Here is a 23,846-nt window from a genome sequence, read left to right as displayed (position 1 = left end):
CCATACTGGACGGCGTGAAGATCGAAGCCGACACCGCAGCCGCCGACACCGCCGACACCGTCCTGTGCGCCGTCGAAGGCCGCACCGGGGTGATCACCCTCAACCGGCCCAGGGCCCTCAACGCCCTCACCCACCCCATGGTGCTCCGCATCGCCGAGGCCCTGACCGGCTGGGAGCGGGATCCGGGCGTGGAGCAGGTGCTCATCCGCGGCGCGGGTGACCGGGGGCTGTGCGCGGGCGGGGACATCCGGGCCATCCACGACGACGCGAAGGCCGGGACGCGCGCTTCGGCAGCCTTCTGGCGCGACGAGTACCGGCTCAACGCGCACATCGCCCGCTATCCCAAGCCCTACGTCGCCCTCATGGACGGCATCGTGATGGGCGGCGGAGTCGGCGTGTCCGCCCACGGCAGCGTCCGCGTGGTCACCGAGCGCTCCCGCGTCGCCATGCCCGAAACCGGCATCGGCTTCGTCCCGGACGTCGGCGGCACCCACCTGCTGGCCCGCGCCCCCGGCCTGCTCGGCACGCATCTCGCCCTCACCGGCTCCGCGGTGGGCGCCGCCGACGCGCTGCTGTGCGGGCTCGCCGACCACTTCGTACCCGCCGACCGGCTGCCGGCGCTGACCGCCGAGCTCGCCGGGGCGCCGGTCCGGGAGGTGCTGGGCCGGTACGCCGCCGACGCCGGGCCGGCGGCCCTGGCCGAAGGGCGGGGCTGGATCGACCACTGCTACGCCGCCGGCACCGTCGAGGAGATCGTGGACCGGCTGCTCGGATACGGGGACCCGGAGGCGAAGGAGGCCGCCGAGACGATCCTCGCCAAGTCCCCGACCGCCCTCAAGGTGACCCTGGAGGCCGTGCACCGGGCCGCCGCGCTCGGGGCGCTGGAGCCGGTGCTGGAACAGGAGTTCCGGGTCTCCTGCAATGCGCTGACCTCCCCCGACCTGGTGGAGGGCATCCGGGCGCAGGTCGTCGACAAGGACCGCAGCCCGCGCTGGTCCCCGGCCACCCTCGGCGAGGTCACCGAGCAGGACGTGGCCCGCTTCTTCGCCCCGCTCACCGGGGGCGGCCCCGGGATCGCCGCGGGGTGAACCCGCCCCGGGGCGTGGGCGCCGGGGGCGGGGTTGCCGGGGCGGGTTGCCGTGCCCGGTACGGATCAGGGAGCCGGGTCGGTCGGGGTCTCCACCCAGTCGACCAGCTCGATGACGACTCCGTTGGGGTCGGCCACCAGGAACACCCGCTCGCCCCAGGGCTCCACGCGCGGCTCCATGACGATCGGGACGCCCTCGGCGCGCAGCCGCTCGTACTCGGCGGGCAGGTCGGCCACGGTGAACGCGAGGAGCACTCCGGCGGCGTGCTGCTCGCGGAGCTCCTCGGGAAGCACCTCCAGGCCGCGCCGTACGAAGATCACGTTCGGGCCGTCGGGGTGGGAGAGGGAAGCGAAGCCGTCGGCGGCCATCGTTTCCTTGAATCCGAAATGCCTGGTCAGGAAGGCGGATGAGGTGGTGGTGTCCTCGACGGTGAGGCAGATGGCGGTGTCGGTGATCCGCATGGGTCCTCCTGGTGTCGTGGCTCGGAATTTCATTATACACAGTATTCTATACAGCGTAGAAAGTTAAATGAGCGGGCTGCCGGAAGGCGGCGGGAAGGGGTCGGGAGTGACCACGGACCGGAGCGGCGCGGGCGACCCCGTCCGCACGTTGGAGCTGCTGTGGCGCGAGCCGGGGCAGGGAGCGCCCAGCGGGCGGCGCGGGCCCCGTCAGGGGCTGACCGTCGACGCCGTCGTCGACGGTGCGATCGCACTCGCCGACGAGGCGGGGCGGGACGGCGGGTCCGGGCTGGCCGCCCTGACGATGCGGGCGCTGGCCCAGCGGCTGGGGGTGACCCCCATGACCCTCTACACCTACGTCCCCGGCAAGGCCGAGCTGCTCGACCTGATGCTGGACGCCGCGTACCTGGCCATGGAGCGCGGCGCGCCGGGCCCGGAGGACTCCTGGCGGGAGAAGGTCGCACGCGTCGCCGAGGACAACCGCACGCTGTACCTGCGGCACCCGTGGATGGGCGAGGTGTCCGTCACCCGGCCCCCGCTGGGCCCCGGAGTGATCGGCAAGTACGAGTGCGAGCTCGCGGCCTTCGAGGGCATCGGCCTCACCGACGTGGAGATGGACGCCGCCCTGACCCATCTCCTCGGCTTCGTCCACGCGCAGGCCCTGGCCGCCGCCGACACCGCCGCGCACAACGCCCGCCAGAGCGACCAGGAGTGGTGGGAGCTCAGCGCCCCGCTGCTGGAACGGGCCATGGACCCCGAGCGCTACCCCCTCGCCGGGCGGGTCGGCAGCGCGGTCGGCGGGTACAGCCCCGAGACCGTATGGGACTTCGGCCTGCGCTGCGTCCTGGACGGGATCGCGCGGCTGCTGGAGCGGGGCTGACCGGGGCCTGGAGCGGGGCCGAGGTGCGCCCTACCGGTAACCGGTGGGGTCGGCCGGGAGGTCGGGGTCCTGCACCTCGACCATGTACCGCCAGGCGTCCGGCCGGCTGCCGTCCACGTCCGTGAAGCCGTAGACCCGGGCGAGCTGCCCGCTGGAGAGCGACTGCCCGTTCCAGCGGGACAGATCCGGGTCGGCGGCGAGGGCGGCGACCGCGCGGCCGACGTAGAGCGGGGTCTCCGAGATGCCGAAGTGCGGGACCGTCTTCAGCGCGTCCCGCCAATTCGCCTCGGTGACACCGAAGGCGTCGAGCATCATCTCCGACCGGAGCCAGCCCGGGGTCAGGGCCACCGCCGTCGCTCCGCGCGGTCCCACCTCGTGTCCGAGGGCGAACGCCATGCGCAGCACCGCCGACTTGGCGATGTCGTAGAAGAAGGAGACCCGGTAGCGGCTCGCGTTGTACTCCGCCGTGCCGTCCGTCATCTCCACCACCAGCCCACCCGGCCGGCGCAGCAGCAGCGGGAGCGCGTAGTGGCTGGTCACCGCGTGGGTCTCCACGGCCAGCCGCAGCAGCCGCAGTCCCTTGTCCAGGTCGTGCTCCCAGACCGTGCTCTCCCACTCGAAGAGCCGCTCGCCGCCCCAGATGTCGTTCACCAGCACGTCGAGCCGGCCCTGCTCGGAGTCGATCCGCGCGACCAGCGCCTCGACCTGCTCGGGCACCAAGTGGTCCGCGACCACCGCGATTCCTCGCCCGCCCGCCGCCGTGACCAGCTCGGCCGTCTCCTCGATCGTCTCGGGCCGGTCGTACTCCGAGCGCCTGCCGCGCGTACTGCGCCCGCTCACGTACACCGTCGCGCCCTGGGCCCCCAAGGCGACCGCGATGCCCCGGCCCGCGCCGCGGGTCGCCCCGGCCACCAGGGCCACCTTGCCTTCGAGAGTCCGCCGTACCTGCGCCATGGCCCTGACCCTACGACGCCAGGGCGCGGCGGGGCCCGTGCGGCGCGCCTGCGGATTCGTGAGACGGGCGGGTGCGGCCTTGAACAACCGGCCCCCGAGGCCGCACTGTTGGCCGAGATCCGTTCGTATTGTCAGGAGACAGGCTTGTCCACCGACCCCGCGCAGGCATCCGAGCCGACGCCCCCGTCCACGCTCCCGTCCGCGGCCGCGCTCCCGCACGTCATCGACCCCGCGGGCGGCTGCCCGCACGCCCTCAACGCCCGGCTGCGCGCCCGGGGCGCCGTGGCCGAGGTGGTGCTTCCCGGCGGGGTCCCCGGCGCGGTCGTCCTCGGTCACGAGGCGCTGAAGGAGTTCCTCGCCCACCCCGATGTGGCCAAGTCCGCCCGGCACTTCCCGGCCCTGCACGACGGCACCATCGCCGCGGACTGGCCGCTGCGCGTCTTCGCCAACGCCCAGGGCATGCACACCGCCGACGACGCCGACCACCGCCGGCTGCGCTCCCTGGTGGGCAACGCCTTCACCGTCCGGCAGGTGGAGCGGCTGCGTCCCCGCATCGCGGAACTGACGGCCGCGCTGCTGGCCGACCTGGAGCGGGCGGCGGAGGCCTCCCCGGACGGAGTGGCGGACCTGCGCACGCACGTCGCGCTCCCGCTCCCGATGAGCGTGATCTGCGAACTCCTCGGCGTGGACCCCGAACACCGGGGGCGGCTGCACGAGCTGACCAACACCGCCGTCATCGCCACCGACACCACCCCGGCCGAGGTCATGGCGGCCGTGCGCGAGCTCATCGAGCTGATCGGCACCATCGCCGCCACCCGCCGGGCCGATCCGGGCGAGGACCTGACGAGCGCGCTGATCGCCGCCCGGGACGACGACGGCGACCGGCTCAGCGAAGCCGAACTCACCGGCACCATGCGGCTGATGCTGGTCGCGGGCCACGAGACCACGCTCAACCTGATCAGCAACGCCGTACGCGCCCTGTGCACCCACCGAGACCAGCTCGCGCTGGTCCTGGAGGGGAAGGCCACGTGGTCGGACGTGGTCGACGAGACCCTGCGCTTCGACGGCCCGGTCAGCTGGTTCCCGTTCCGCTACCCGACCCGCGATCTGACCATCGACGGGACCGTGATCCCGCAGGGCACCCCGGTCCTCGCCGGCTACACGGCGGCCGGCCGCGACGAGGCCTTCCACGGCCCGGACGCCGACCGCTTCGACCTGACCTGCCCCACCGCCGCCCGCAACCTCTCCTTCGGACACGGCGCCCACTACTGCGTCGGAGCCCCGCTGGCCCGGCTGGAGGCCACCATCGCGCTGGAAGCCCTCTTCGCCCGCTTCCCGGACCTGGACCTGGCCGTCCCCGAGGCGGAACTCCCGCACCAGCGCAGCTTCATAGGCAACAGCGTCGAGTCGCTGCCGGTCCGCCTACGGGGCTTCGGACGGCGGTGAGATCTCCGTACTGAGCCACCCCAGTGCGTCCGGGTACATGGCGATCCAGGTTTGGAAGTTGTGCCCGCCCTGAGGGCGGACCAGGGTCTTGACCCGTACCCCGGAGTTCCGGGCCGCCTCGGTGAACTCGGTCAGCTGCTGCGGCGGGCTGTCCTTGTCCTGCGCCGAGGTGGCCAGGAACAGCCCGACGTCCGTGTTCTTGTCGCGCTTCGCCTGCTGCACCAGCCACATCGGGCTGTTGCGCTCGCGCAGCACCGGATCGGACAGCACGTCCGGGTCGCCCGTCAGCGGATCCGGGTCCAGGGCCGCGCCCGCCCGGAACGCCTTCGGGTACTGGAGCGGGAGCTTGGCCGCGCAGAAGGCCCCGGTGGAGATGCCCATCAGCCCCCAGCCCTTGGGCTCGGGGAGCGTGCGGAAGTTCTTGGCGACCAGGTCCGGCACGTCCTCCGCGAGCCAGCTGGCCACCTTGCGCTGCGGGGTGTTCGTGCAGTCGGTGTTCACGCCTCCGGGGTACAGGTCGGGGATCACCAGGATGAAGGGGTGCGCCGCGCCGAGCTGGACGAGCTGCTCCAGCGCGCCGGGCATGTCGCCGATGTCGAGCCAGGACCGGGGCGAGCCCGGATAGCCGTGCAGCAGCATCAGCACGGGGAACCGGGTCTTCTCCGCGCCCGGTGCGTCGTACTCCGGGGGAGTCCACACGATCACCTGGCCGGCGAGCTTGGAGTGGGAGCCGCGGAAGTACGTGGTGCGGGTGCCGTCGCCGCCGAGGGTGAACTTGGCCCGCCCGAGCGGCGGCCCGGTCATGGCGGAGTCGTTCTGTCCGGCGTCGGTGCCCAGCAGGTCGTCCCACGAGGAGTAGAGGCCGTAGCTCCCGTTGATCCAGGTCGCCACCACGCAGATGGCGGTGAGCTGGCACAGGCCGATCATCAGCAGCCGGGCCGGCCAGCGCACCCAGCCTGGGCCGGGGATCCGGTTCCACAGGAGCAGCGCGGCGAGCATCGCGAGCCCGGTGACGACGATCAGCGTGACGAGGAACGACGTACTGGTCAGCTCCACTGCGCCGGCTCCTGACGTGCGACGGAATCGGAGAATTCCGGACATTACGCCAAATCTACGATGTGCACCGCCCGGGGGAGCGGGCGGCGCGCATCGTGTCGAACCCGGGGGTGGCATCGCGTCAAGCCGGCCGGCGCCGGCTACCGAGTCGAAGGTGTGCGCGAAGGGGTCCTTCGTCCCGTGCCGCAGGAGTGGTCATGACGTGCGCCTTCGCCCGTTGCCGAATTTTGTGAATGCGTTCACGAAGTCCCGGGTGGACGTGCGGTGCGGATGCCGGGCCTGCGGGCCGTGAGACCTCACGGGTCGTGGCCTTGGTCCTGGGGTAGATTCACCGCCTGTTCACCTGCGCGTTCCGGGGTTTTCGGGCGAGTTGGGGCCGTATGAGGCATGATCGACGGGGATATGCGCAAAACGCAGAAAGTACAGAACACGCAGAACGCGAAGAAGATCAAGAAATCGGCGAGCCGCCGGATTCGTTCCGGGGTGCACACCAGGATGTCGCCGGTGGCTCCGGTGCGCGCGGGCTACCAGGTCAAGCTGCTGGTCGACCCGGACCGGGTGCTCGACGCCGACGGCCTGCCCACGGCCGCCGCGGCCGCCGCGCTGTCCCTCGGCGCGCCCGGCCGCTTCGAGGTCGCCCAGTACATGGACGACGCCGGGCGCAGCCTGAACGGGCAGGGCTGGATCGTCCGCATCCGGCGCCACGACGACGAGAACCGGATCCGCCTCGCCTACAAGGCCCGCTTCGACATCGAGGGCGACGGCACGGACCCGGCCGCGGTGCGGCGTGTGATGGACCGGGCCTCCGGTTACAACTTCTGTGCGGATGACGGCAATTACTCCGTCCAGGTCAACCTCAGCCACACCCGCGCCACCCTCGACTTCACCAACAAGAAGTGTCGGCCGGTCCCGGGCCTGGCGCCCGGTGAACTCCCGGGGCTCGACGCCTCCCGCGAGCTGGTCCTGGAGCGCCTCCCCGGAAAGCTCGCCAAGTGGGCTGCGAAACCTCCCGGTTGGGCGGAGTCGGTCACCGCGTCATCCCGACTCCACGGTCCCGTAAGACAGGCCAACTATCCTGGCCGGATGCTCGATCACGCGATGGAGACGCAAGTCAGCCGGCTGCGGACCGCCTCCGGAGAGCTGGCCTGGTTCGCCGAGATCACCGCCAAGGGGCGCACCCTGCGGGACGCGGTCGAGCTGCGCTCCGACCTGATGGGCAAGCTCCGCGCCGAGGGCTGGCTGCTGGAGCGGGACGCCTTCAAGACCGAACTCGTCCTCGGCCCGTGAACCCCTCCGCGACCGCGCCGATACGCGTGGCCCACCTGGCCGACCTGCACATAGGCTCCGCCCTGCGCGGGCTGGCGGACTACCCCGGCGCGCCCGCGATAGACCGGCGCGAAGCCCCGTACGAGGCCCTGCGCGCGGCCGTGCGCCGCATCGTCGAGGGCGGCTACGCCGCGGTGCTCATCGCCGGGGACGTCTTCGACCGCCGCCACTGCGACGCCCGGGCGCTGGCCGCCTGCCAGGACGCCCTCGGCGCCTTCCACGAGGCGGGCCTGCACACGGTGGTGGTGTCGGGCAACCACGACGCCGAGACCCCGCTGCCGCACAAACTGCACCTCCCGCCCTCGGTGCGCTGGCTCGGCGCCGACGCCCCCGAGTCGGTGACCTGGCCCGAGCTCGGCATCACCGTCCACGGCCAGTCGGTCGCGGAGCCCGACGAGCACCGCGACCTCGCGGCCGGCTTCCCGTCCGCGACCCCCGGCGCCGTCAACATAGGGCTGCTGCACACCAGCCTGCACGGGGCCTGGAGCCGCCGGATCTGCGCACCGGCCGACCCGCGGACGCTGGCCCGCGCAGGGTACGACTACTGGGCGCTGGGCCACGTCCATCACCGGCTGGTCCCCGGCGCCGGCGCCTTCGCCGCGTACCCGGGCAACACGCACGCCCGCGGCCCCGGAGAGACGGGCGGCCGCGGTTTCACGGAGCTGCTGATCGACCCGTGCCCCGTCGGCGACCGCCGCCGGATCGGGATCCTCCCGGTGGACACGGCCCCGGTGCGCTACGAGACGCTCCACCTCCCGTACCCGGAGACCGCCGAGGCCGACCTGCGGGACCGGTTCGCGGCCGTCCCGGCGCCGTCGGGCGGCGGCGCCGTCGTCTGGACCCTCAGCGCCGCCACCCCGCCCGGCCTCCTCCACGAGGCCCGCACCCTGGCCGGCCCGGCCGCCATGGTCTGCCCGGCCGAGGGTACGGCCGTCTCCTGCTGAGGGGGACCCGGCCCCCTAGGGCCTGTCGTCAAACTCCCGTCTGCCGCGCGACGCCTGGCACGCGCTCTCACCGCACCGGACGGAAGCCAAGTACGTCCAGTACTCGGGCTTCCGCCCGGCACGCCGAGAGCACGCACCAGACGCCGCGCGGCCGCCCTTCGGGCGACGACGGGAGTTTGACGACAGGCCCTAGGAGCGGAGCATCTCCGTCATGGGCGACTGCGACGGGATCAGGCCCGGCAGGAGCCAGGGCTGGAAGAGGCTCAGTACCGCGAGTACGAGGAAGGCGGCCCCGACGACCTGCGAGAAGACGGGGCCCAGCCGCCACAGCTTCTCGACGAAGATCACCACGGCCACCGCGGCCATCGCCAGGACGTTCATGACGCCCAGCGGGACGAGCACGACCATCAGCCCCCAGCAGCAGCCCACGCAGTACGCCCCGTGGTGCGCCCCGACCCGCAGGTCGCGGGCCCGGGGCCGGAAGCCCGCGTAGCGCACGAGCTGGCCCATCGGGCTCCGGCAGTGCCGCAGGCAGAGGTCCTTCCACGGGCCGAACTGGTACAGCCCGGCGACCAGGAACGCCCCGGCACCGATCCAGCGCCCGGCGCCGGGGTGCTCGTCCACCAGGGCCCCGGTCCCGGCGAGGAGCCCGTAGGCGATCAGGCCGAAGGCCGTCCAGGCCAGCAGGTACCCGGCGAGGAACTGGGCGGTACGAGCCGTCCGCACGACTCCCGTGGGCGACCGGCGCCCGATGGCCCGCACCCAGGTGAGGGCCACCGGGGCCACCGACGGGAACATCATGCCGATCATCATGACCAGCCACAGCAGCAGGAACGGCGGGACGCCCATGCCCATGGTTCCCGGCTCGACCCCCATGTCACGGGCCTGGTCGACCACCAGCACCCAGGCCAGGAGGGCGATCGACGCCATCACGGACCAGGCGAACGCGAGCCGACGGGCCGACAGCAGATTCGCCGGACGGAGAGGGGGTGACAGGGCCTTCCGGTCGAGGCGCACACCTCCAGCACATCACGGCGGACCCGCGCGTGCGCGCGGGAGCGCGGGTACGTGTGTACGCGTGTATGAGGAAAGTACCTCCTCCGCGTGACCCCTGCGGTGGGACAATCGGGGTGGATACCCGTACGTCTTGTACGCCCCGTACGACCCGGGCGTGGGCCGGTGACGGTTCCCGGGGGCGCTGCCGTCCGCCCGAGACCGACGTCCCGGCACGGTCACGAGGAGGCAGGGAGATGTCCGAAACGACGGCGGCCGTTCCCCGGTGGCACGCGGCGGGCGACTGGTTCGACACCTGCAAGTGCAACGTGCCCTGCCCCTGCTCCTTCGCACAACTGCCCACCCACGGCGACTGCGACGGCATCCTGGCCTGGCACATCCGCGAGGGCCGTTACGGTGACGTACCGCTGGACGGCCTGAACGTGCTGATGCTGGGCTCCTTCGTCGGCAACGTCTGGGCCGAGCACACGGACACGTACGCCGCGGTCTTCGTCGACGAACGAGCCGACGACCCCCAGCGCACGGCCCTTCAGATGATCTTCGGTGGGCAGGCGGGCAGTTGGCCCGCCGAGATGGTGAGCATGATGGGCGCCGAGATGCGCGGCATGGAGTTCGCCCCCATCGAGATCGAGGTCGCCGACGACCTCGCGAGCTGGCGGGCCGTGGTGCCGGGCCGGGTCGAGGCGAGCGCGGTCGCGCTCACGGGACCCACGACCCCGGCGGGTGCGCGCGTCCAGTCCACCAACCTGCCTGGTTCGGAGACCGGACCCGGCCAGGTCGCGACCTGGGGCCGCTCGACGGTGGACCGCGCCGATGCCCACGGCTTCCTCTGGAGCCGCGAGGGCCGGTCCAGCAAGCACATCACCTTCGACTGGACCGGGCCCGACTAGGTGGGGACGCTCGGACCGCGTGAGGGGCGCTCGGGGGTGTCTAGCCCCGCACCCGGACCGTCACCGTGTGCCAGCCGGTGGCACCGTCGGGGAGGGTTCCGGCGCGTTCCCCCGTCTGTACGGCGCCGGTGCGGTCCGTGGCGCGGACCTGGAGGGTGTGCCCGCCGGGAGCCGCCTCCCAGAGCCACACCCACTGGCGCCAGGTGTCGTCCCCGTCCGCAGCGCCGAGCCGGGCCTCCCGCCACGGGCCCGCGTCCACCCGTACCTCCACCCGCGCGATGCCCCGGTGCTGCGCCCACGCCACCCCGGCGACCGCCACCCGGCCCGCCGCGACCTCGGCGAAGGGGCGCGGGGTGTCGATGCGCGACTGGGTCTTGACCGGGGCCTGCTGCGCCCAGGAGCGGCGCACCCAGTACGCGTCGTACGCGGCGAAGGTGGTGAGCCGCAGCTCGCGCAGCCACTTGCACGCGGAGACGTACCCGTACAGGCCCGGCACGATCATCCGGACGGGGAAGCCGTGCCGGAAGGGGAGCGGCTCGCCGTTCATGCCCACCGCCAGCAGCGCTTCCCGGCCGTCCATCACGGCCTCGACGGGGGTGCCGAGGGTCATCCCGTCCACCGAGCGCGCCACGAGCTGGTCTGCGGGACCACCCTGCGAAGGCGGTCGCACCCCCGCCTCGCGGAGCAGGTCGGCGAGGCGCACGCCCAGCCAGCGGGCATTGCCCGCGTACGGGCCGCCGACCTCGTTCGACACGCAGGTGAGGGTGGCGTCGTGCTCGACCAGGGGCCGGTCGAGCAGCTCCCGCAGTCCGAGGGTGAGGGGCCTGGAGACCCCGTCCCCGTGCACGCGCAGCCGCCAGGTGTCCGCGTCCACGCGCGGGACGACCAGGGCGGTGTCCACCCGGTAGAACGCCCGGTTGGGGGTGATGAAGGGGGTGGTTCCGGGGATCCGCAGCTCCGCCCCGGCCGGTACGGGCGGGGCGGGCACGGTCGGCGGGGGAAGGACGAACCCGGCCCGCGAGGCCGTGGCTCCCGCGTCCCCGAAGGCGCCGAGCCGCCGCCCGGCGTACCCGGCTCCGGCCGAGAGGGCCAGGGTGGCGAGGGCGAGGCGGCCGAAACCGCGCCGGTCCATGGCGCCGGGCGGGCCGGCGCCGGAGGGTCGCGGACGGGGCCGCGGGATGGCTCTGACCAGGAGGTACAGCACTCCGGCGGCCGCGAACCCGCCCGTCAGCGAGGGCAGCACGTCCTGCCAGGCCGCCTCCGGCCGGCTGAGCGCGGCCGCCGCGCCGAGCACGCCGAAGGCGGCCGCGAGGGCGGTGCCCGCGGCGGGGCGGCGTACGGCGAGCAGGCCGGCCGCGATCGCCGCAATGGCCAGCAGGGCGCCGATGCCCAGGGTCAGGACCAGCTTGTCGTCGGTGCCGAACCGGCGGATCGCCCACTCCTTGACGGCGGCCGGGGTCGCGTCGACCACGGCCCCGCCGACGGCGGTGACGGGGGCGGCCTCGGGCCGGACGGCCGCCGCGGCGAGCTGGGCCAGGGCGAGCCCGGCGAAGGCGGCGAGCAGTCCGCTGACGGCGCCGAGCGCGTCACGGCCGGGCCTGCGGGGCGTGCCGGGGTCGGCCCGCCGCGGTTTCGTACGGATCATGCGGAGTCACCGCCGCCCCGCTCGGTGGGATGTGTCCCCCCCCAGGTACCAGGGTGCCTCCGCCGCCCGGTGGGCGGCGATCTGCCGGCGCTTGCGGAGTTCCACGATCCCGTCGGTGAGGCGTTCCCGCAGGTCCGAAGGGTGCCGCAGCTGCTGGTCCTGGTCCGCGGGCGGCCGTAACCGGGCGGTGGCGGGCGCCGTGGCCCCGCCGGTGAGGAGCGTCAGCAGCTCCAGCGGCGTGGAGGTGCGGTGCGGGTCGGTCTCGGACATGGCGGGCGTCCTTCCGGCGAGGGAGGCGTCGGAAAGGGCGGTCGCCGGATGGCTCCGGCGACCGCCCCTGATCCGTTTCCGGCAGTGTCCTTCAGTGAACCCGGTGCCGCGCTGGAGCGCGGCGCAGTCGGCCCGGTTGTCCCCCGACCGGGGGACTCCCATCTCCCTTGTCGTGTAAGTCAGTTGACCTCGGGAAGGGTGGCTGCGATGCCGGACGCCAAGGTGTACGGGTCACCGCTCGGCCGCGTCGGGTGGCGGGTGGTGAGCTTGGCCCAGTCGTCCTCGAAGGCGTGCCAGTCGATCGCCCTCGGTGCGGCGCGCCGCACCAGCGCCTCCTCCAGCGAGGCGAAGTAGGAGGACCAGCGCCGGGCGTACAACTCGCTGATCAGTCCGCTCCATTCGCGGTTCGCGTAGTCGTGCAGGAAGCCGCCCTCGCTGGTGCTCTGCCGCCCCCACACGCTGAGGATCGAGCGGGCGTCGTACTCGTACCGGTCCTGCTCGGCCGCGTCCGCGCCGTGCGCGCGGGCCGCCGACAGCCAGGAGCCGAGCAGGAAGTTCGGATCGGAGCCGACGAGCGCGTCCAACTGCTTCTCCCGATGGGCCCAGTCGGCGGTCAGCTGACGGAACAGGGCCAGGTCCCGGGTGTCGTAGGCCGCCTTGATCCGTGGCAGCAGCACCCGCGAGTGGTTGGCGAGGGCCTGCCGGGCGGTGTCCACCAGGTCGAAGCGGTAGGCGCTGGAGCCGCGCAGCCGGGGGTCCACCTCGAGCAGGTGGTCCAGGGCCCGGCGCACCGAACCGGCCTGATACCGCATCGCCTTGGGGCTCCAGTAGGCCGACCCCACCGCGGTCAGGCTCGGCCGGGCGCTGAACAGGCTGTCCTGGGACTCCGACCACAGCCCCGAGGAGGTGCTGTACGGACCCTTGCGCAGCTCCTCCCAGGCCGCGGCGGCCGCGGCGTCCGGGGCCCCGTACCGCCGGCTCGCGAAGTCCGCGAACCACTTCTGCTGGTCGACGGGGCCGGGCTCCCAGGCCAGGTCGGTGAAGAGGTCGAAGGCCGCCGGATTGGTCCCGGTCGCCTCGGGCAGGTAGGCGATGCCGGTCAGCGCGCTGTCGGGCTTCGCCCGCCAGGACTGGTACCGGTCGATCCACACCGAGGTGTTGGCGCCGATCGTCGTGTGCCCGCCGAAGTTGTAGATCGAGCCGATGGCGTACGAGGTCCCGCCCCAACGGGTCTCGCGGTCCAGCCGGTTGTAGCGGTCGGAGAGCCCGTCCAGGATCAGCAGCTTCGAGGTGTCCACCCCGGCCAGCAGCTCCTTGGTCGGATCGTCCTGCCAGCCCAGCACCGCCCACAGTGCGCCCGGATGGGCCGCCCACAGGGCCTGCTGCACCGCCCCGGCGGCCGTCTTCACGTCCACCGAGCCGGTCTGCCCGCCCTCGTGCAGCGGGCTCATCCGGTACATCGTGCTGTCCCCGAACACCGCGCGCTGCTCCGCGTAGTACGCGGCGGCCAGCCGGGCGAAGGGCGGCGATACCGGGTCCAGCCAGTCGGGCCGTTCGAAGCCCGCCCAGTCGCCCTGCGGAACCGTCACCGCGCCCGGGTTGCGTCCGGCGAAGGCCGGCGGCACCGTCCCGAAGTAGCCCGGCAGCACCGGGGTCATGCCGAGGCCGCGCAGTTGCTCGGCGATCTTGCCGCCCAACTCGGCCCGGCCGCGCATCAGTTCCTCGGACACCGGACCACCGAAGCCGCTCAGGTTCTGCAGCAGCCACCAGCTCTGGTGACCCGGACCGGGGATCCACTCCCGCAGCTCCTCGGCGGAGTAGCCGAACTGCTGGAGCGCCCGGTAGTACGGGTACTCGGCACCGACCTGCACGAACACCTCGTTGACGCCGTGCAGGGCGAGCAGGTCGATCTGCCGCTGGTGCTCCTCGAAGGTGCGGTACGGGCCGGAGTACCCGTCGTCGGTGTCGTTCAGCGCGTACCGGTGCGCCACCTGCGCGCTGCGGGTGACCGGGGAGGGCACCGCCGGCAGCTCGGCGGGCAGCAGGCCGATGCTGTCGCCGGGCCAGCCGATGTCGGCTCCGGCGACGTGCTGGAGGTACCAGCCGACCCCGGTGAGCAGGGTGGCGCCGGTGGAGCCCCGGACGGTGATCGCGCCGGCCGTCCCGGACACGGTGAAGGTGTCGGGCCCGGCTCCCGCGTCGGGCACCAGCGTGAACTGCCCCGCGTGGCGCGGCAGCAGCCGCTGCAGCGAGGCCCGCGCCGGGGCGGAGTCGAAGACCCGCGGCCGCGCCGGGGCCCCCGCCGCGCCGTGTCCCGCCCCGGCCCGCGCGGGCGACGGGGCGGGGGCCGGGGCCGGGGACGTGGGGGACTGGGTCGCGGGAGCCGTCGCCCCCGCGGCGGGAGCGGTCGCTCCCGGGGCCGCCCCGGCGACGGCCAGGGTGAGCAGGGCCGCGGGCAGTGCGGCCAGGGTGACCCGGCGGCGCACCCGCCGGGCGGCCCGGCCGCGGTGGGGGAGGGGGACCGGCATGCGCGTCGTCCTCGTTTTCGTCGGCTCGGTTGGCCCCGGCGCTGCGGCCGGCTCGCTCGGCCCGATGGGTGGGTGCTTCCTCTTCTGGTGCCTCGTCTGCTTCCCCATGGGGCGGGCCGTCAGACCGGCAGGGCCCACGCCTGGTCGACCTGGTGGTCGCCGCAGGGCGTCAGCCGCAGCCGCTCGGCGGGGGTGCCCGGTTCGACGGGGGCCGCCGCGGGGGCGGGCGCCGTCAGGCAGAGCCCGCTCGCGTCCTCGACCAGGGCCCCGTCCCGGCGGGGCGTCCAGCTCTGGCCCGCCGCGCGGCGCTGCCGCCCGTCCGAGCAGTCGGCCAGCTCCACGAGGCCCTCCTCGCCCGCCGACAGGCACGCACCGGCCAGGCGCAGGCTGCTGTCCCGGCCCAGGGTCCAGCGCTGGTCGGGTGCGCCCGTACAGGCGGCCATCACGACGGCGCCGACGCCGGTGGTGTTCGCCCCGTCGGCGCAGGCGGCGCTCGTGCCGGAGCCGCGGCCGGCGATCTGCCCGGTGGGCACGGCCTCGGCGCAGCCGGTGTGCGGGGTGAGCCGCCAGACGCCCGTGTCGTGCGCGGCCAGCGTCCCGGTCAACGTGTCGGACAGCTCCCGGGATTCACCGTTCCACAGGTTCTTCGCCTCGACGGTGCAGGAGTCCAGCCCGAGCTCGTCGAGCGGTACGCGGATGTCGCGGACGGCGCCGGACCGGTTGAGCACGGCGACCGCGCGGTCCCCGTTGGCCAGCGGCCGCACGAGGATGTCGAAGGTGGCGTTCGAGGAGACCACCGTGCCCTGACGGCCCATCGGGTCCTGGTCCAGGGCGATCAGGTCGGTGTTGCCCAGGGCGGCGAGGCCGTCCGGGGTGAGCTCGGAGACCTGCGAGGACAGGATGAACGGCGCGGCCATCATGGCCCACAGGCCGACCTGGCTGCGGCTCTCGGCCGCGGTGAGTCCGGGGGCGCCCGCGATCAGGAAGTCGGGGTCGTTCCAGTTGCCGGGGCCGGCGTACCTGCCCAGCCAGCGGTTGTAGCCGTAGTTGCCCATGACCGAGCTCCAGCGCGAGGTGGCCGGGGCGGCCGGGTTGTAGACCTTGATGTCCCGGCCCTCGCGCCACAGCTGGCCGGTCTCGCCGACCCAGTCGATCACCTTGTGCCAGTCCGACCCGCCCCACTCGCCCTGCTGGAAGTAGGCGGGCGCCGAGGCGGACAGCACCATGTCCCGGCCGCTGTCGCGCAGCGCCCGGGCGACGGAGTTGTAGGCGTCCCGGTAGGCCTGTTCCTTGGTCTTGCCCTCGGGCACCCAGAGGTTGCAGCCGTCCATCTTGACGTAGTCCACCTCCCAGGAGGCGAACTGCCGGGCGTCGCGGGCGTAGTGGTCGGGGCCGCCGCCCTCGGGGGAGCCGCTGCCGGGGTAGCGCTCGCAGGTGAGGGAGCCGGCGTCCTGGTAGATGCCGAACTTCAGCTTCCTGGCGTGCAGGTAGGCGCCGAGCCAGGCCATGCCGTGCGGGAACTTGTCCGTGTCGACGACCAGATTGCCGTCCGCGTCGCGGCTCTTGGTCATCCAGCAGTCGTCGATGGTGACGGTGTCGTACCCCTTGGCGGCCAGGCCGGTGGCGACGAGCGCGTCCGCGTTCGCCACGACCTTGGCCTCGTCGATATCGCACATGTAGTGCGCCCAGTTGTTCCAGCCCATGGGCGGGGTGAGCGCGAGCGGGGTGTCCGACGTCGCGGTGGGCTCGGCCGCCGCCGGGGCGGGGCAGAGCGCGAGGGCGAGCAGGGCGGCCGCGGTCAGACAGGGGAGCGACGCACGCAGGCGAGGCGGCACGGAGTCTCCTTGACGTGGGGGCTGTCGAGGGCTCAGTGCAGCGGTGTGACTACCCGCTGTCAACATAAGTCGGGGGTTATTGATCAATGACCAGCAATATGGGTGTAGTCGAGTACGTGCGAAGGGGCTGATACGCCGTTCCGTACGCCGTACGTTACGGCGTCTGTAACGGTGGATGATACGATGTATCTCATGCCGAGAAGATCAGCCGCCCTGGACCGCGCCACACCCGCGGCCATCGCCGCCGCCGCCCTGCGGATCCTCGACGAGCAGGGGCCCGCCGCGCTCAGCTTCCGCGCGCTCGCCGAGCAGCTCGACGTCTCGCACGCCACCGTCCAGCGCCGGTGCACCGACCTCGCCGGGCTGCTCGACCTCTGCACCGAACACCTCGCCGCCCAGTTGCCCGACATCCCGGCCGAGGTGGGCTGGGCCGAAGCCGCCGAGCAGCGGTTCACCGCCCTCTACCGGCTCCTCGCGGCGCACCCCGGGCTGATGATCCTGCGCGGCGGCCGCCCCTGGCTCGGCCGGCAGCTGCTCGCCCGGCTCGTGGAACCGGCGCTCGCCGACAGCGTGGCCGCCGGGATGACCCCCGCCGAGGCGATGACCGCGTACCGGCGGATGTACCTGCTGACCCTGGGCAGCGCGGCCTTCGTCGACCACCGGGACCCGGCCGCCGCCACCGCCGCCTCGCGCGCGGCGCTGGCCGCCCTGGATCCCGCCGAGTTCCCCGTGCTCTCGGCCGGGCTGGCCGACGTACTGCCCGCCCTGACCGACCACGAGGTGTACTACGGCGCCCTGCGCCAGCTGATCGAGGCGAACCGGCCCGCCGGAGCCTGACGAGAGTGTCGAACGACAGGAGTACGGGTTCATGGAACAGCAACTAGACGCGGTACAGCTCGACGCGGTGCCGCTCGACTACGCCGCCGTGCGCGCCGCCGCCGGCCGGATCGCCGGGGCCGTGCGCCCCGTCGCGGTGATACCGGCGGGCGGAGGGATCTCGTACGCCCTGGAGTACCTCCAGCACACCGGCTCCTTCAAGGCGCGCGGCGCCCGCAACTTCCTCGTCGCCCACCGCGACGCCGGCACCCTCCCCGATGCCGGGGTCACCATCGCCTCCGGCGGAAACGCCGGGCTCGCCTGCGCCTGGGCGGCCCGCGCCGAGGGCGTACCCGCCACCGTGTTCCTGCCGGCCACGGCCCCGCGCGTGAAGGTGGAGCGACTGCGGGGCTACGGGGCCGACGTACGGCTCGTCGGCGACCGGTACGCCCAAGCGCTAGCCGCCTGCCGGGAGTTCGCCGCCGGGAGCGGGGCGCTGAGCAGCCACGCGTACGACCACCCGCTCATCGCCGCGGGCGCCGGGACGCTGCTCGACGAGATCCGCACCGCCCTGCCCGGTCTGGACACGGTCGTCGTCGCGGTCGGCGGAGGCGGGCTGTTCGCCGGCATCGCGACCGCCGCGCGGGAACACGGCGTACGGGTCGTCGCGGCCGAGCCGGAGAACTGCAGGGCCCTGAACGCGGCCCTCGAAGCCGGCCGGTTGGTGGACGTCCCCGTGGACTCCGTGGCCTCCGACTCGCTCGGAGCCACCCGGGTCTCCGCGGACGCGCTGGCCGCCGTACGAGAGCCGAACGCCGTATCGGTCCTGGTTCCGGACGCGGCGATCACCGCCGCCCGGCGCGCGCTCTGGGACGAGCACCGCATCGTGGTCGAAGCGGGCGCGGCCACCGCCCTGGCGGCCGTACGCACCGCGCCCGGGCCCCTCGGCGAGCGGGTCGCCGTGGTGCTCTGCGGGGCCAACACCGACCCGGCGGACCTCGGCGCGGCGCCGTCCTGAGGAGCGGGGCCGCGGCCCCCCGGCCCTCAGCCCGTCAGGCGGAGCCGTCCTCGCGGACCACGACGACCGTACTGGCCGCGTACTGCACCACCTGCTGGCTCACCGAACCCAGCAGCGCGCCCTTGATGCCGCCGTAGCCGCGGGTGCCGACGACCGTCAGCGCCGCTTCCTTCGAAGCCTCCACCAGCACCTGCGCGGGCGAGCCCTGCTCCACCCGGCGGAAGACCGGCACGCCCGGCGAGGTGCCGACCGCCTCCGCCACGGTGTCCGCGAGCTTCTGCCGGGCCGCGTCCTCGGCGTGGACCAGCTCGGTCTGCTCGGCCGGGCTGACGCCGAAGGGGTTGGTGTTCCACTCCCAGCTCATCACGGCGTGCACGCGGCCGCCGATGGCCTTCGCCTGGGCCACGGCCCAGCGCAGGGCCTGCTTCGAGTGGTTCGAACCGTCCACGCCGACGACGATCAGAGGCTCGGTGTTCTGGCTCACGATGGTTCCTCACGTTTCGTCCGAATGATCGTTCTCATCCCTGTATACACGCCGCACCGGGTCCGACCTCGAACGACGATCGTTGCGCGGATCCAAGACTTTGGAGAACAGCAGCGGCCGCCCGCGCTTGCGAGAGTCGAGAAGACGGACGGAAGCCGTCCGAAGAGGAACGAGGAGCTCGACGTGGCGCGACGCAATGGATGTCTGATCGGCTGTGCGGTGGCCGGAGTACTGGGGATCGGACTGCTGGTGGCGCTGCTGTTCGGGGTGGGCAAGGTCATCGACGTGGCCGACAAGACCCTCGTCGACCACAAGGTGTACGAGGCCGTCAGCGTCGGCGACTCCGAGGCCGAGGTCCGCGCCAAGCTCCCGACCGGCGAAAGCTTCGTCACCTCGGCCCTGAAGGACGGCGGCCCCGCCGTGCCCGCCGGCAGCCAGTGCTCCTGGTACCTGTCCGACTCCGGGAGCGGCGATACGGTGCTGCGCTTCTGCTACAAGGACGGCAAGCTCGCCGAGAAGGCCGACTACCGCATGAAGTAGGGCCTTCGGTCCCTGCCCGCAGGGTCCGCTCCGCCGGAAGGTGGAGGCATGCAGACCAACTCGGCAGGTACCCTCCCCGCCAGGCCCGTCCTGGCCGCGGTGGACGGCTCGGAACACAGCCTGAGGACCCTGGACTGGGCCCTCGACACCGCCCGCACGCGTGGAGCGGAGCTCCACGTGGCACACGTACGGCCGGACTCCCCGCGGGTCCACGCCCCCGGGGAGTCGCTCGTACCGCCGCCCGACTGGGACATCGATCCGGTGCTGGGGGCGGTACGGGACCGGCTGGCCGGCCGGGAGGACCTGCCGCCCGTCACCTACGTCTCCCGTGACGGAACCCCTTCCGCCACCCTGACCGAACTCGCGGCGGGAGCGCAGCTCCTGGTCATGGGATCGCGCGGACTCGGCGGCTTCGCCAGCCTGCTGCTCGGCTCCAACAGCCGGGTGTGCGCGGCCCAGTCGCCCTGCCCGGTCGTGGTCGTCCCGCACAGCGCGCGGCTCGTCACGCAGGAGCCCGGGGCGCGGGCCCCGGGCGGCGAACGCAGGGTCGTCCTGGGCCTGGCACCCGACGAAACCTCCGAGGACGTCGTCGACTTCGCCTTCGCGGAGGCCCGCCGCCGGGGCGCGGTGCTCCAGGTCGTCTCCACGCACCTGGTCCCGCTGTCCTCGCTCACCCTGGTCGGCTCCCTCGTCGCGGAGCGCGGCGGCGGCTACCCGCCGGGCACGGTCGGCGGCGAGGCCGCCGACGCTGCCCGGGAACTCGCCGAGGACCAGCGCACCCGGCTCCATCCGTACCTGACCAGGCACTACCCCGACGTCACCGTCGAAGCGGTGGTCACCCCGGGCGACCCGGCCGGCCGTCTGGTCACCGCCTCCCAGCAAGCCGACCTCATCGTGGTGGGCCGCCACCGCCGCCGCCTGCGCGCCAACTCCCTCCTGATGGGCTCGGTGTCCAACGCGGTGCTCCTGCACGCCCTGTGCCCGGTGGCGGTGGTTCCCGTACGCGGCTAGGCGGCGAGCCGTCGCGGCCCAGGGTGACGGTGTCGGGCGAAGTCCATGGTCCGGGCGACCGTCATGCGGGGGGCTTTACTGCGGGTATGCGGGTATGAGATGTGCTGGGTAAACCGCATTAGTGCGAGCTTTGGTTCACCGGTGATAAGAAGTCAAACCCCGGCGGACGGGTGAGGCCGGGTAGGGTCGCTACTGAATCGATATCCCGCCAATGGCGATGAGGACTAAAGCGCATCAGTGCAGCTCAAGGTGGTGGTTGTGGGGTGACTTTCGGACTGTGTGTCCCTGCTCTGTCGTAATTCGGGACGTACGGATGCCTGCCCTTCGGGACACTGGTCATATTGACGGAATCTTGATCTCGGGTGACTTTGGGCCCAGTGATCCGGCGACGAGGCCGGAACTCCCCTGAAGGCGGCGACGATGACCCGTGAGAACGTGACCCGTATAGCCATCACCACGCTCGTGGCCGGCACCTTCTTCGCGACCTCCGCGTGCGGAATGAGCGGTGGCGCCGGAGAGGTGGAGGAGGGGGAGAAGACCGGGAAGGTGGCAGGCCGGATCACGTTCCGCACGCTCCAGCTGAAACCCATGTTCACGTCGTACGTCCAGGGGGTCATCGACGCGTTCGAGAAGCAGTACCCGGACGCGAAGGTCGCATGGGAGGACGTGCCGGGCGACGGCTACAACGAGAAGATCGTCGCCGACGCCCAGGCCGGCGCCCTCCCCGACGTCGTCAACCTCTCGACCGACTCCTTCCAACTCCTCGGCGACCGCGGCATGCTGGCCGACGTGGCCAAACTCGACCCCGAGGTGGCCAAGGACTACGTCCCCGGTGCCTGGGAGCAGTTCAAGCTGCCCGGCAAGGGGGACAGCGTGTTCGCGTACCCCTGGTACGTGACCCCGGAGATCCTCACCTACAACAAGGACCTCTTCGAGAAGGCCGGTCTCGACCCGGCCAAGCCGCCGACCAGCGTCGAGCAGTTCTTCGACTACGCCGAGCAGATCGCCGCCACGTCCGGGGGCAAGTACTCCGCCTTCATGGCCGATCCCAAGGGCCGGCTGCCCGGGGACTGGCAGAAGATGGGCGTCCCGATCCTGAACGAGAAGCAGGACCGGTTCACCTTCGACACCGACAAGGCCGTCGCGTGGGTCGAGCGGATGAAGGACCTGTACGCCAAGGGCGCCATGCCCAAGGAGTCCCTGCTCAAGCAGGACGACATCAACCAGCTCTACGGCGGCGGCAAGATCGTGTTCGGCCCCGGCTCCCCGGGCTTCGTCAAGGACATCAAACGGAACGCCCCGCAGATCTACGCGAACACGCAGGTGGCCAATGCCGTCACCGGGCAGCTCGGCCACATCGGCATCTACGCCCAGTCGCTCGGCATCAAGAAGGACACCCGGCACATGGACGCGGCGACCGAGTTCGCCAAGTGGCTCACCAACGGCCCCAACCAGGTGCAGTTCTCGAGGCACGCCACCATCTACCCCTCCAACGCGGCCGGCCTCGCCGACCCCTTCTTCGCCGACAGGGGCGACGGCAAGGACGCGGAGACGGTGGCCCGCGCCGTCGGCGCCGAACAGCTCAAGACCGCGGGACTCGACGCCAACACCCCCGTCCAGTGGACCAATCAGGTCGGCGACGTGGTCGTGCGCGAGATGCAGAAGGCCATCAAGGGCGAGCAGGACCCCAAGACGGCGGTGAGGCGGGCGCAGGAGGAGGCGAACAAGCTGCTCGCCAAGACGGCCCTGCAGTGACGGCGGCAGTGGAGAGAGAACAGGCGAAGCTGGCCAAGAAGGCCAAGAAGGCCATGGAGGCCATGGAGGCCGAGACCGGGCTGCGCCACCGCGCGTGGTGGACCCCGTACCTCTTCCTCGCCCCGGGCCTGATCATGGTGACGATGTTCAGCCTCTGGCCGTTCGTCAACACCGTGATCCTCTCCTTCACCGACGCGCAGATCCTGCGCGGCGGCGGGTTCGTCGGCTTCGACAACTACACCCGTGCCTTCGCCGATTCCGACTTCTGGGTCGCCACCGGCAACAGCGTGCTGTACCTCGTGGTCGTCGTCCCGTGTCTGGTGTTCCTGCCGCTGGCCCTCGCGGTCCTCGTGCAGAGAGAGGTCCCCGGCATCGGCTTCTTCCGCTCGGCCTTCTACACCCCGGTGATCGCCTCGGCCGTGGTCGTCGGCCTCATCTGGCAGTGGGTGCTGCGCAGCGACGGCCTGGTCAACACGCTGTTCCAGAAGCTGAGCATCATCTCCGAGCCGATCCCGTTCCTGACCGACAGCACCATGCTGCTGGTCTCCGCGATGATCGTGACCGTGTGGAAGGGCCTCGGCTACTACATGGTCTTCTACCTCGCGGCCCTCGGAAACGTCTCCACCTCGCTCTACGAGGCCGCCGCGCTCGACGGCGCGGGCCCCGTCCGCCGCTTCTTCAGCATCACCGTCCCCCAGGTGAAGCCGATGATGCTGCTGGTCGGCACCCTCTCCGCGATCTCCGCGCTCCGCGTCTTCACCGAGATCTACATCCTCGGCGGCGAGAGCGGCGGGCCCGGCGGCGGCGCCCGTACCCTGCCCTTCCTCATCCGGCAGGTCGGCCTCGGCTTCTCCGGCGAGACCGGCTACGCGGCCGCCATCTCCATCCTGTTGTTCCTCCTGACGCTGGTCTTCAGCCTGCTGGGCCGCCGTCTCTCGAAGGGAGACGAAAGTTGAGCACCCTCGCTTCCCTCGGATCCCGGGGAGACAAGGCGGGCAAGCGTGTCGGAGCCGACGCGCGGCGCCACCGGCTCGGCCTCGCCGGCCGGTACGCCACGCTCCTCCTGATGCTCGTCATCATGCTCGGGCCGATCGTCTGGCAGTTCCTGACCTCCATCCGCGGCCGCACCGAGAACGTGTACGACGGGATGCTGCCCTCGCAGCCCACCCTCGACAACTACGTCCGGGTCGCCGAGTCGTTCCCGCTGTTCCAGTACGTCGGCAACACCCTGACGGTGGCGGTCCTCGCCATCACCTCGAACATGCTCTTCGCGGCCATGGGCGGCTACGCCCTCTCCCGGGCCGCCTGGAAGGGCCGCAAGATCGTCTTCACCGTGCTGGTGGCGACGCTGATGTTCCCCTTCGAGTCCGTGATGATCTCGATGTTCCTCACGGTCCGCGGGATGGGCCTGGTCGACACCCTCATCGGCGTCTGGCTGCCCGGCGCGGTCTCCGTCCTCAACATCATGATCATGCGATCGGCCTTCCTCGCCGTCCCCAAGGAGGTCGAGGAGGCCGCGGTCCTGGACGGCGCGAACGAGTGGACCCGCTTCACCCGGGTCTTCCTCCCCGCCGCCAAGGGAGCCCTGGCCGTCGTCTGCATCACCGGCTTCATGGGCGCCTGGGACGACTTCCTCTGGCCCCTGCTGGTGCTGACCAACAGCGACAACTACACCCTCCAGCTCGGCCTGAAGACCCTGGCCGGCGCCACCACCGTCAGTGACCAGCGCATCATCGCCGCCGGTGCGATGGCCGCGCTGATCCCGATGATGCTGCTCTTCTTCGCCCTCCAGCGCTTCTTCTTCAAGGGCGTCGGCGAGGGAGCCATCAAGACCTGACCGCCCCGACCGACCGCTGGATCGCAGTCCACCCCACCCTGGAGCAGCCGT

At 72.3% G+C, this 23,846-nt stretch carries 22 protein-coding genes; 13 read left to right on the top strand and 9 right to left on the bottom strand.

From position 1 onward, the window contains the following. Nucleotides 1-20 precede the first annotated feature (20 nt). Nucleotides 21-1,088 (top strand): enoyl-CoA hydratase/isomerase family protein, encoded by a 1,068-nt coding sequence (locus ACE1OC_RS06120; protein WP_407841487.1) that lies wholly within the window; start codon nucleotides 21-23, stop codon nucleotides 1,086-1,088. 65 nt (nucleotides 1,089-1,153) lie between these two features. On the opposite strand, the gene ACE1OC_RS06115 is transcribed toward ACE1OC_RS06120, so the two are convergent. After that, a complete protein-coding gene (locus ACE1OC_RS06115) occupies nucleotides 1,154-1,549 on the bottom strand; it encodes a VOC family protein (protein ID WP_407836097.1) in 396 nt (131 codons plus the stop codon). Between the two features lie 106 nt (nucleotides 1,550-1,655). Between ACE1OC_RS06115 and ACE1OC_RS06110 the strand changes: the two genes are divergently transcribed. Further along, nucleotides 1,656-2,426: a TetR/AcrR family transcriptional regulator C-terminal domain-containing protein gene (locus ACE1OC_RS06110; RefSeq protein WP_407836096.1), complete on the top strand. Its 771-nt coding sequence runs from the start codon at nucleotides 1,656-1,658 to the stop codon at nucleotides 2,424-2,426. Nucleotides 2,427-2,456: 30 nt separating this feature from the next. On the opposite strand, the gene ACE1OC_RS06105 is transcribed toward ACE1OC_RS06110, so the two are convergent. After that, on the bottom strand, nucleotides 2,457-3,380 hold the full coding sequence (locus ACE1OC_RS06105) for an SDR family oxidoreductase (protein WP_407836095.1): 924 nt from the start codon (nucleotides 3,378-3,380) through the stop codon (nucleotides 2,457-2,459). Nucleotides 3,381-3,524: 144 nt separating this feature from the next. Here ACE1OC_RS06105 and ACE1OC_RS06100 point away from each other — a divergent pair, with 144 nt between their 5' ends. Beyond that, the gene (locus ACE1OC_RS06100; protein ID WP_407836094.1) at nucleotides 3,525-4,826 is read left to right on the top strand and encodes a cytochrome P450 family protein; all 1,302 of its coding nucleotides are present in this window, start codon (nucleotides 3,525-3,527) and stop codon (nucleotides 4,824-4,826) included. Here the strand turns inward: ACE1OC_RS06100 and ACE1OC_RS06095 are convergent. Further along, complete coding sequence (locus tag ACE1OC_RS06095; RefSeq protein ID WP_407836093.1) at nucleotides 4,803-5,882, bottom strand: alpha/beta hydrolase; 1,080 nt, start codon at nucleotides 5,880-5,882, stop codon at nucleotides 4,803-4,805. The genes ACE1OC_RS06100 and ACE1OC_RS06095 overlap by 24 nt on opposite strands. A gap of 402 nt (nucleotides 5,883-6,284) precedes the next feature. Between ACE1OC_RS06095 and ACE1OC_RS06090 the strand changes: the two genes are divergently transcribed. Further along, the gene (locus ACE1OC_RS06090; protein WP_407836092.1) at nucleotides 6,285-7,169 is read left to right on the top strand and encodes a hypothetical protein; all 885 of its coding nucleotides are present in this window, start codon (nucleotides 6,285-6,287) and stop codon (nucleotides 7,167-7,169) included. Continuing rightward, nucleotides 7,166-8,152 carry a metallophosphoesterase family protein gene (locus ACE1OC_RS06085; protein WP_407836091.1) on the top strand — a complete coding sequence of 329 codons (987 nt, stop codon included), beginning with the start codon at nucleotides 7,166-7,168 and terminating at the stop codon, nucleotides 8,150-8,152. Before ACE1OC_RS06090 ends, ACE1OC_RS06085 begins: the two co-directional genes overlap by 4 nt. A 189-nt stretch (nucleotides 8,153-8,341) precedes the next feature. Here ACE1OC_RS06085 and ACE1OC_RS06080 read toward each other — a convergent pair whose 3' ends face one another. After that, a complete protein-coding gene (locus tag ACE1OC_RS06080; protein WP_407836090.1) occupies nucleotides 8,342-9,169 on the bottom strand; it encodes a DUF2182 domain-containing protein in 828 nt (275 codons plus the stop codon). Nucleotides 9,170-9,402: 233 nt separating this feature from the next. On the opposite strand from ACE1OC_RS06080, the gene ACE1OC_RS06075 reads away from it, so the two are divergent. After that, on the top strand, nucleotides 9,403-10,056 hold the full coding sequence (locus ACE1OC_RS06075; protein ID WP_407836089.1) for a DUF1326 domain-containing protein: 654 nt from the start codon (nucleotides 9,403-9,405) through the stop codon (nucleotides 10,054-10,056). A 40-nt stretch (nucleotides 10,057-10,096) separates the two neighbouring features. Here the strand turns inward: ACE1OC_RS06075 and ACE1OC_RS06070 are convergent, their stop codons facing one another. From ACE1OC_RS06070 to ACE1OC_RS06055, 4 genes are all read right to left on the bottom strand, one after another. Next, nucleotides 10,097-11,701 (bottom strand): molybdopterin-dependent oxidoreductase, encoded by a 1,605-nt coding sequence (locus ACE1OC_RS06070; protein ID WP_407836088.1) that lies wholly within the window; start codon nucleotides 11,699-11,701, stop codon nucleotides 10,097-10,099. A 6-nt stretch (nucleotides 11,702-11,707) separates the two neighbouring features. Next, nucleotides 11,708-11,971, bottom strand: coding sequence for a hypothetical protein (locus ACE1OC_RS06065; RefSeq protein ID WP_407836087.1), 264 nt, complete (start codon nucleotides 11,969-11,971; stop codon nucleotides 11,708-11,710). A gap of 179 nt (nucleotides 11,972-12,150) precedes the next feature. Continuing rightward, on the bottom strand, nucleotides 12,151-14,499 hold the full coding sequence (locus ACE1OC_RS06060; protein WP_407836086.1) for an alpha-N-acetylglucosaminidase: 2,349 nt from the start codon (nucleotides 14,497-14,499) through the stop codon (nucleotides 12,151-12,153). 119 nt (nucleotides 14,500-14,618) lie between these two features. Next, the gene (locus ACE1OC_RS06055) at nucleotides 14,619-16,334 is read right to left on the bottom strand and encodes a ricin-type beta-trefoil lectin domain protein (protein WP_407836085.1); all 1,716 of its coding nucleotides are present in this window, start codon (nucleotides 16,332-16,334) and stop codon (nucleotides 14,619-14,621) included. Nucleotides 16,335-16,526: 192 nt separating this feature from the next. Here ACE1OC_RS06055 and ACE1OC_RS06050 point away from each other — a divergent pair, with 192 nt between their 5' ends. Continuing rightward, nucleotides 16,527-17,171: a TetR/AcrR family transcriptional regulator C-terminal domain-containing protein gene (locus tag ACE1OC_RS06050; protein WP_407836084.1), complete on the top strand. Its 645-nt coding sequence runs from the start codon at nucleotides 16,527-16,529 to the stop codon at nucleotides 17,169-17,171. A gap of 31 nt (nucleotides 17,172-17,202) precedes the next feature. Beyond that, a complete protein-coding gene (locus ACE1OC_RS06045; protein WP_407836083.1) occupies nucleotides 17,203-18,168 on the top strand; it encodes a serine/threonine dehydratase in 966 nt (321 codons plus the stop codon). Nucleotides 18,169-18,202: 34 nt separating this feature from the next. Here ACE1OC_RS06045 and ACE1OC_RS06040 read toward each other — a convergent pair whose 3' ends face one another. Further along, complete coding sequence (locus ACE1OC_RS06040; RefSeq protein WP_407836082.1) at nucleotides 18,203-18,652, bottom strand: universal stress protein; 450 nt, start codon at nucleotides 18,650-18,652, stop codon at nucleotides 18,203-18,205. Between the two features lie 183 nt (nucleotides 18,653-18,835). Between ACE1OC_RS06040 and ACE1OC_RS06035 the strand changes: the two genes are divergently transcribed. The 5 genes from ACE1OC_RS06035 (at nucleotide 18,836) to ACE1OC_RS06015 (ending at nucleotide 23,795) form a co-directional block, all read left to right on the top strand. Next, a complete protein-coding gene (locus ACE1OC_RS06035) occupies nucleotides 18,836-19,192 on the top strand; it encodes a hypothetical protein (RefSeq protein WP_407836081.1) in 357 nt (118 codons plus the stop codon). A 48-nt stretch (nucleotides 19,193-19,240) separates the two neighbouring features. Next, complete coding sequence (locus ACE1OC_RS06030) at nucleotides 19,241-20,203, top strand: universal stress protein (protein ID WP_407836080.1); 963 nt, start codon at nucleotides 19,241-19,243, stop codon at nucleotides 20,201-20,203. A 420-nt stretch (nucleotides 20,204-20,623) separates the two neighbouring features. Further along, complete coding sequence (locus ACE1OC_RS06025; RefSeq protein ID WP_407836079.1) at nucleotides 20,624-21,958, top strand: ABC transporter substrate-binding protein; 1,335 nt, start codon at nucleotides 20,624-20,626, stop codon at nucleotides 21,956-21,958. Between the two features lie 53 nt (nucleotides 21,959-22,011). Further along, a complete protein-coding gene (locus ACE1OC_RS06020) occupies nucleotides 22,012-22,914 on the top strand; it encodes a carbohydrate ABC transporter permease (RefSeq protein ID WP_407841486.1) in 903 nt (300 codons plus the stop codon). Next, nucleotides 22,911-23,795: a carbohydrate ABC transporter permease gene (locus ACE1OC_RS06015; protein ID WP_407836078.1), complete on the top strand. Its 885-nt coding sequence runs from the start codon at nucleotides 22,911-22,913 to the stop codon at nucleotides 23,793-23,795. The genes ACE1OC_RS06020 and ACE1OC_RS06015 overlap by 4 nt, the downstream gene beginning before the upstream one ends. Nucleotides 23,796-23,846 lie beyond the last annotated feature (51 nt).

The organism is Streptomyces stoeckheimensis (assembly GCF_045822005.1).
In the GTDB taxonomy this organism is placed as follows: domain Bacteria; phylum Actinomycetota; class Actinomycetes; order Streptomycetales; family Streptomycetaceae; genus Streptomyces; species Streptomyces stoeckheimensis.
This window is presented reverse-complemented; position numbering and strand designations above follow the sequence as displayed.

What these genes read in the sequence shown, in the direction of transcription:
- ACE1OC_RS06065 (WP_407836087.1), bottom strand. Translation starts at nt 11,971, where the DNA reads ATGTCCGAGACCGACCCGCACCGCACCTCCACGCCGCTGGAGCTGCTG.
- ACE1OC_RS06050 (WP_407836084.1), top strand. Translation starts at nt 16,527, where the DNA reads ATGCCGAGAAGATCAGCCGCCCTGGACCGCGCCACACCCGCGGCCATC.
- ACE1OC_RS06025 (WP_407836079.1), top strand. Translation starts at nt 20,624, where the DNA reads ATGACCCGTGAGAACGTGACCCGTATAGCCATCACCACGCTCGTGGCC.
- ACE1OC_RS06020 (WP_407841486.1), top strand. Translation starts at nt 22,012, where the DNA reads ATGGAGGCCATGGAGGCCGAGACCGGGCTGCGCCACCGCGCGTGGTGG.
- ACE1OC_RS06115 (WP_407836097.1), bottom strand. Translation starts at nt 1,549, where the DNA reads ATGCGGATCACCGACACCGCCATCTGCCTCACCGTCGAGGACACCACC.
- ACE1OC_RS06075 (WP_407836089.1), top strand. Translation starts at nt 9,403, where the DNA reads ATGTCCGAAACGACGGCGGCCGTTCCCCGGTGGCACGCGGCGGGCGAC.
- ACE1OC_RS06070 (WP_407836088.1), bottom strand. Translation starts at nt 11,701, where the DNA reads ATGATCCGTACGAAACCGCGGCGGGCCGACCCCGGCACGCCCCGCAGG.
- ACE1OC_RS06090 (WP_407836092.1), top strand. Translation starts at nt 6,285, where the DNA reads ATGCGCAAAACGCAGAAAGTACAGAACACGCAGAACGCGAAGAAGATC.
- ACE1OC_RS06060 (WP_407836086.1), bottom strand. Translation starts at nt 14,499, where the DNA reads ATGCCGGTCCCCCTCCCCCACCGCGGCCGGGCCGCCCGGCGGGTGCGC.
- ACE1OC_RS06045 (WP_407836083.1), top strand. Translation starts at nt 17,203, where the DNA reads ATGGAACAGCAACTAGACGCGGTACAGCTCGACGCGGTGCCGCTCGAC.
- ACE1OC_RS06030 (WP_407836080.1), top strand. Translation starts at nt 19,241, where the DNA reads ATGCAGACCAACTCGGCAGGTACCCTCCCCGCCAGGCCCGTCCTGGCC.
- ACE1OC_RS06105 (WP_407836095.1), bottom strand. Translation starts at nt 3,380, where the DNA reads ATGGCGCAGGTACGGCGGACTCTCGAAGGCAAGGTGGCCCTGGTGGCC.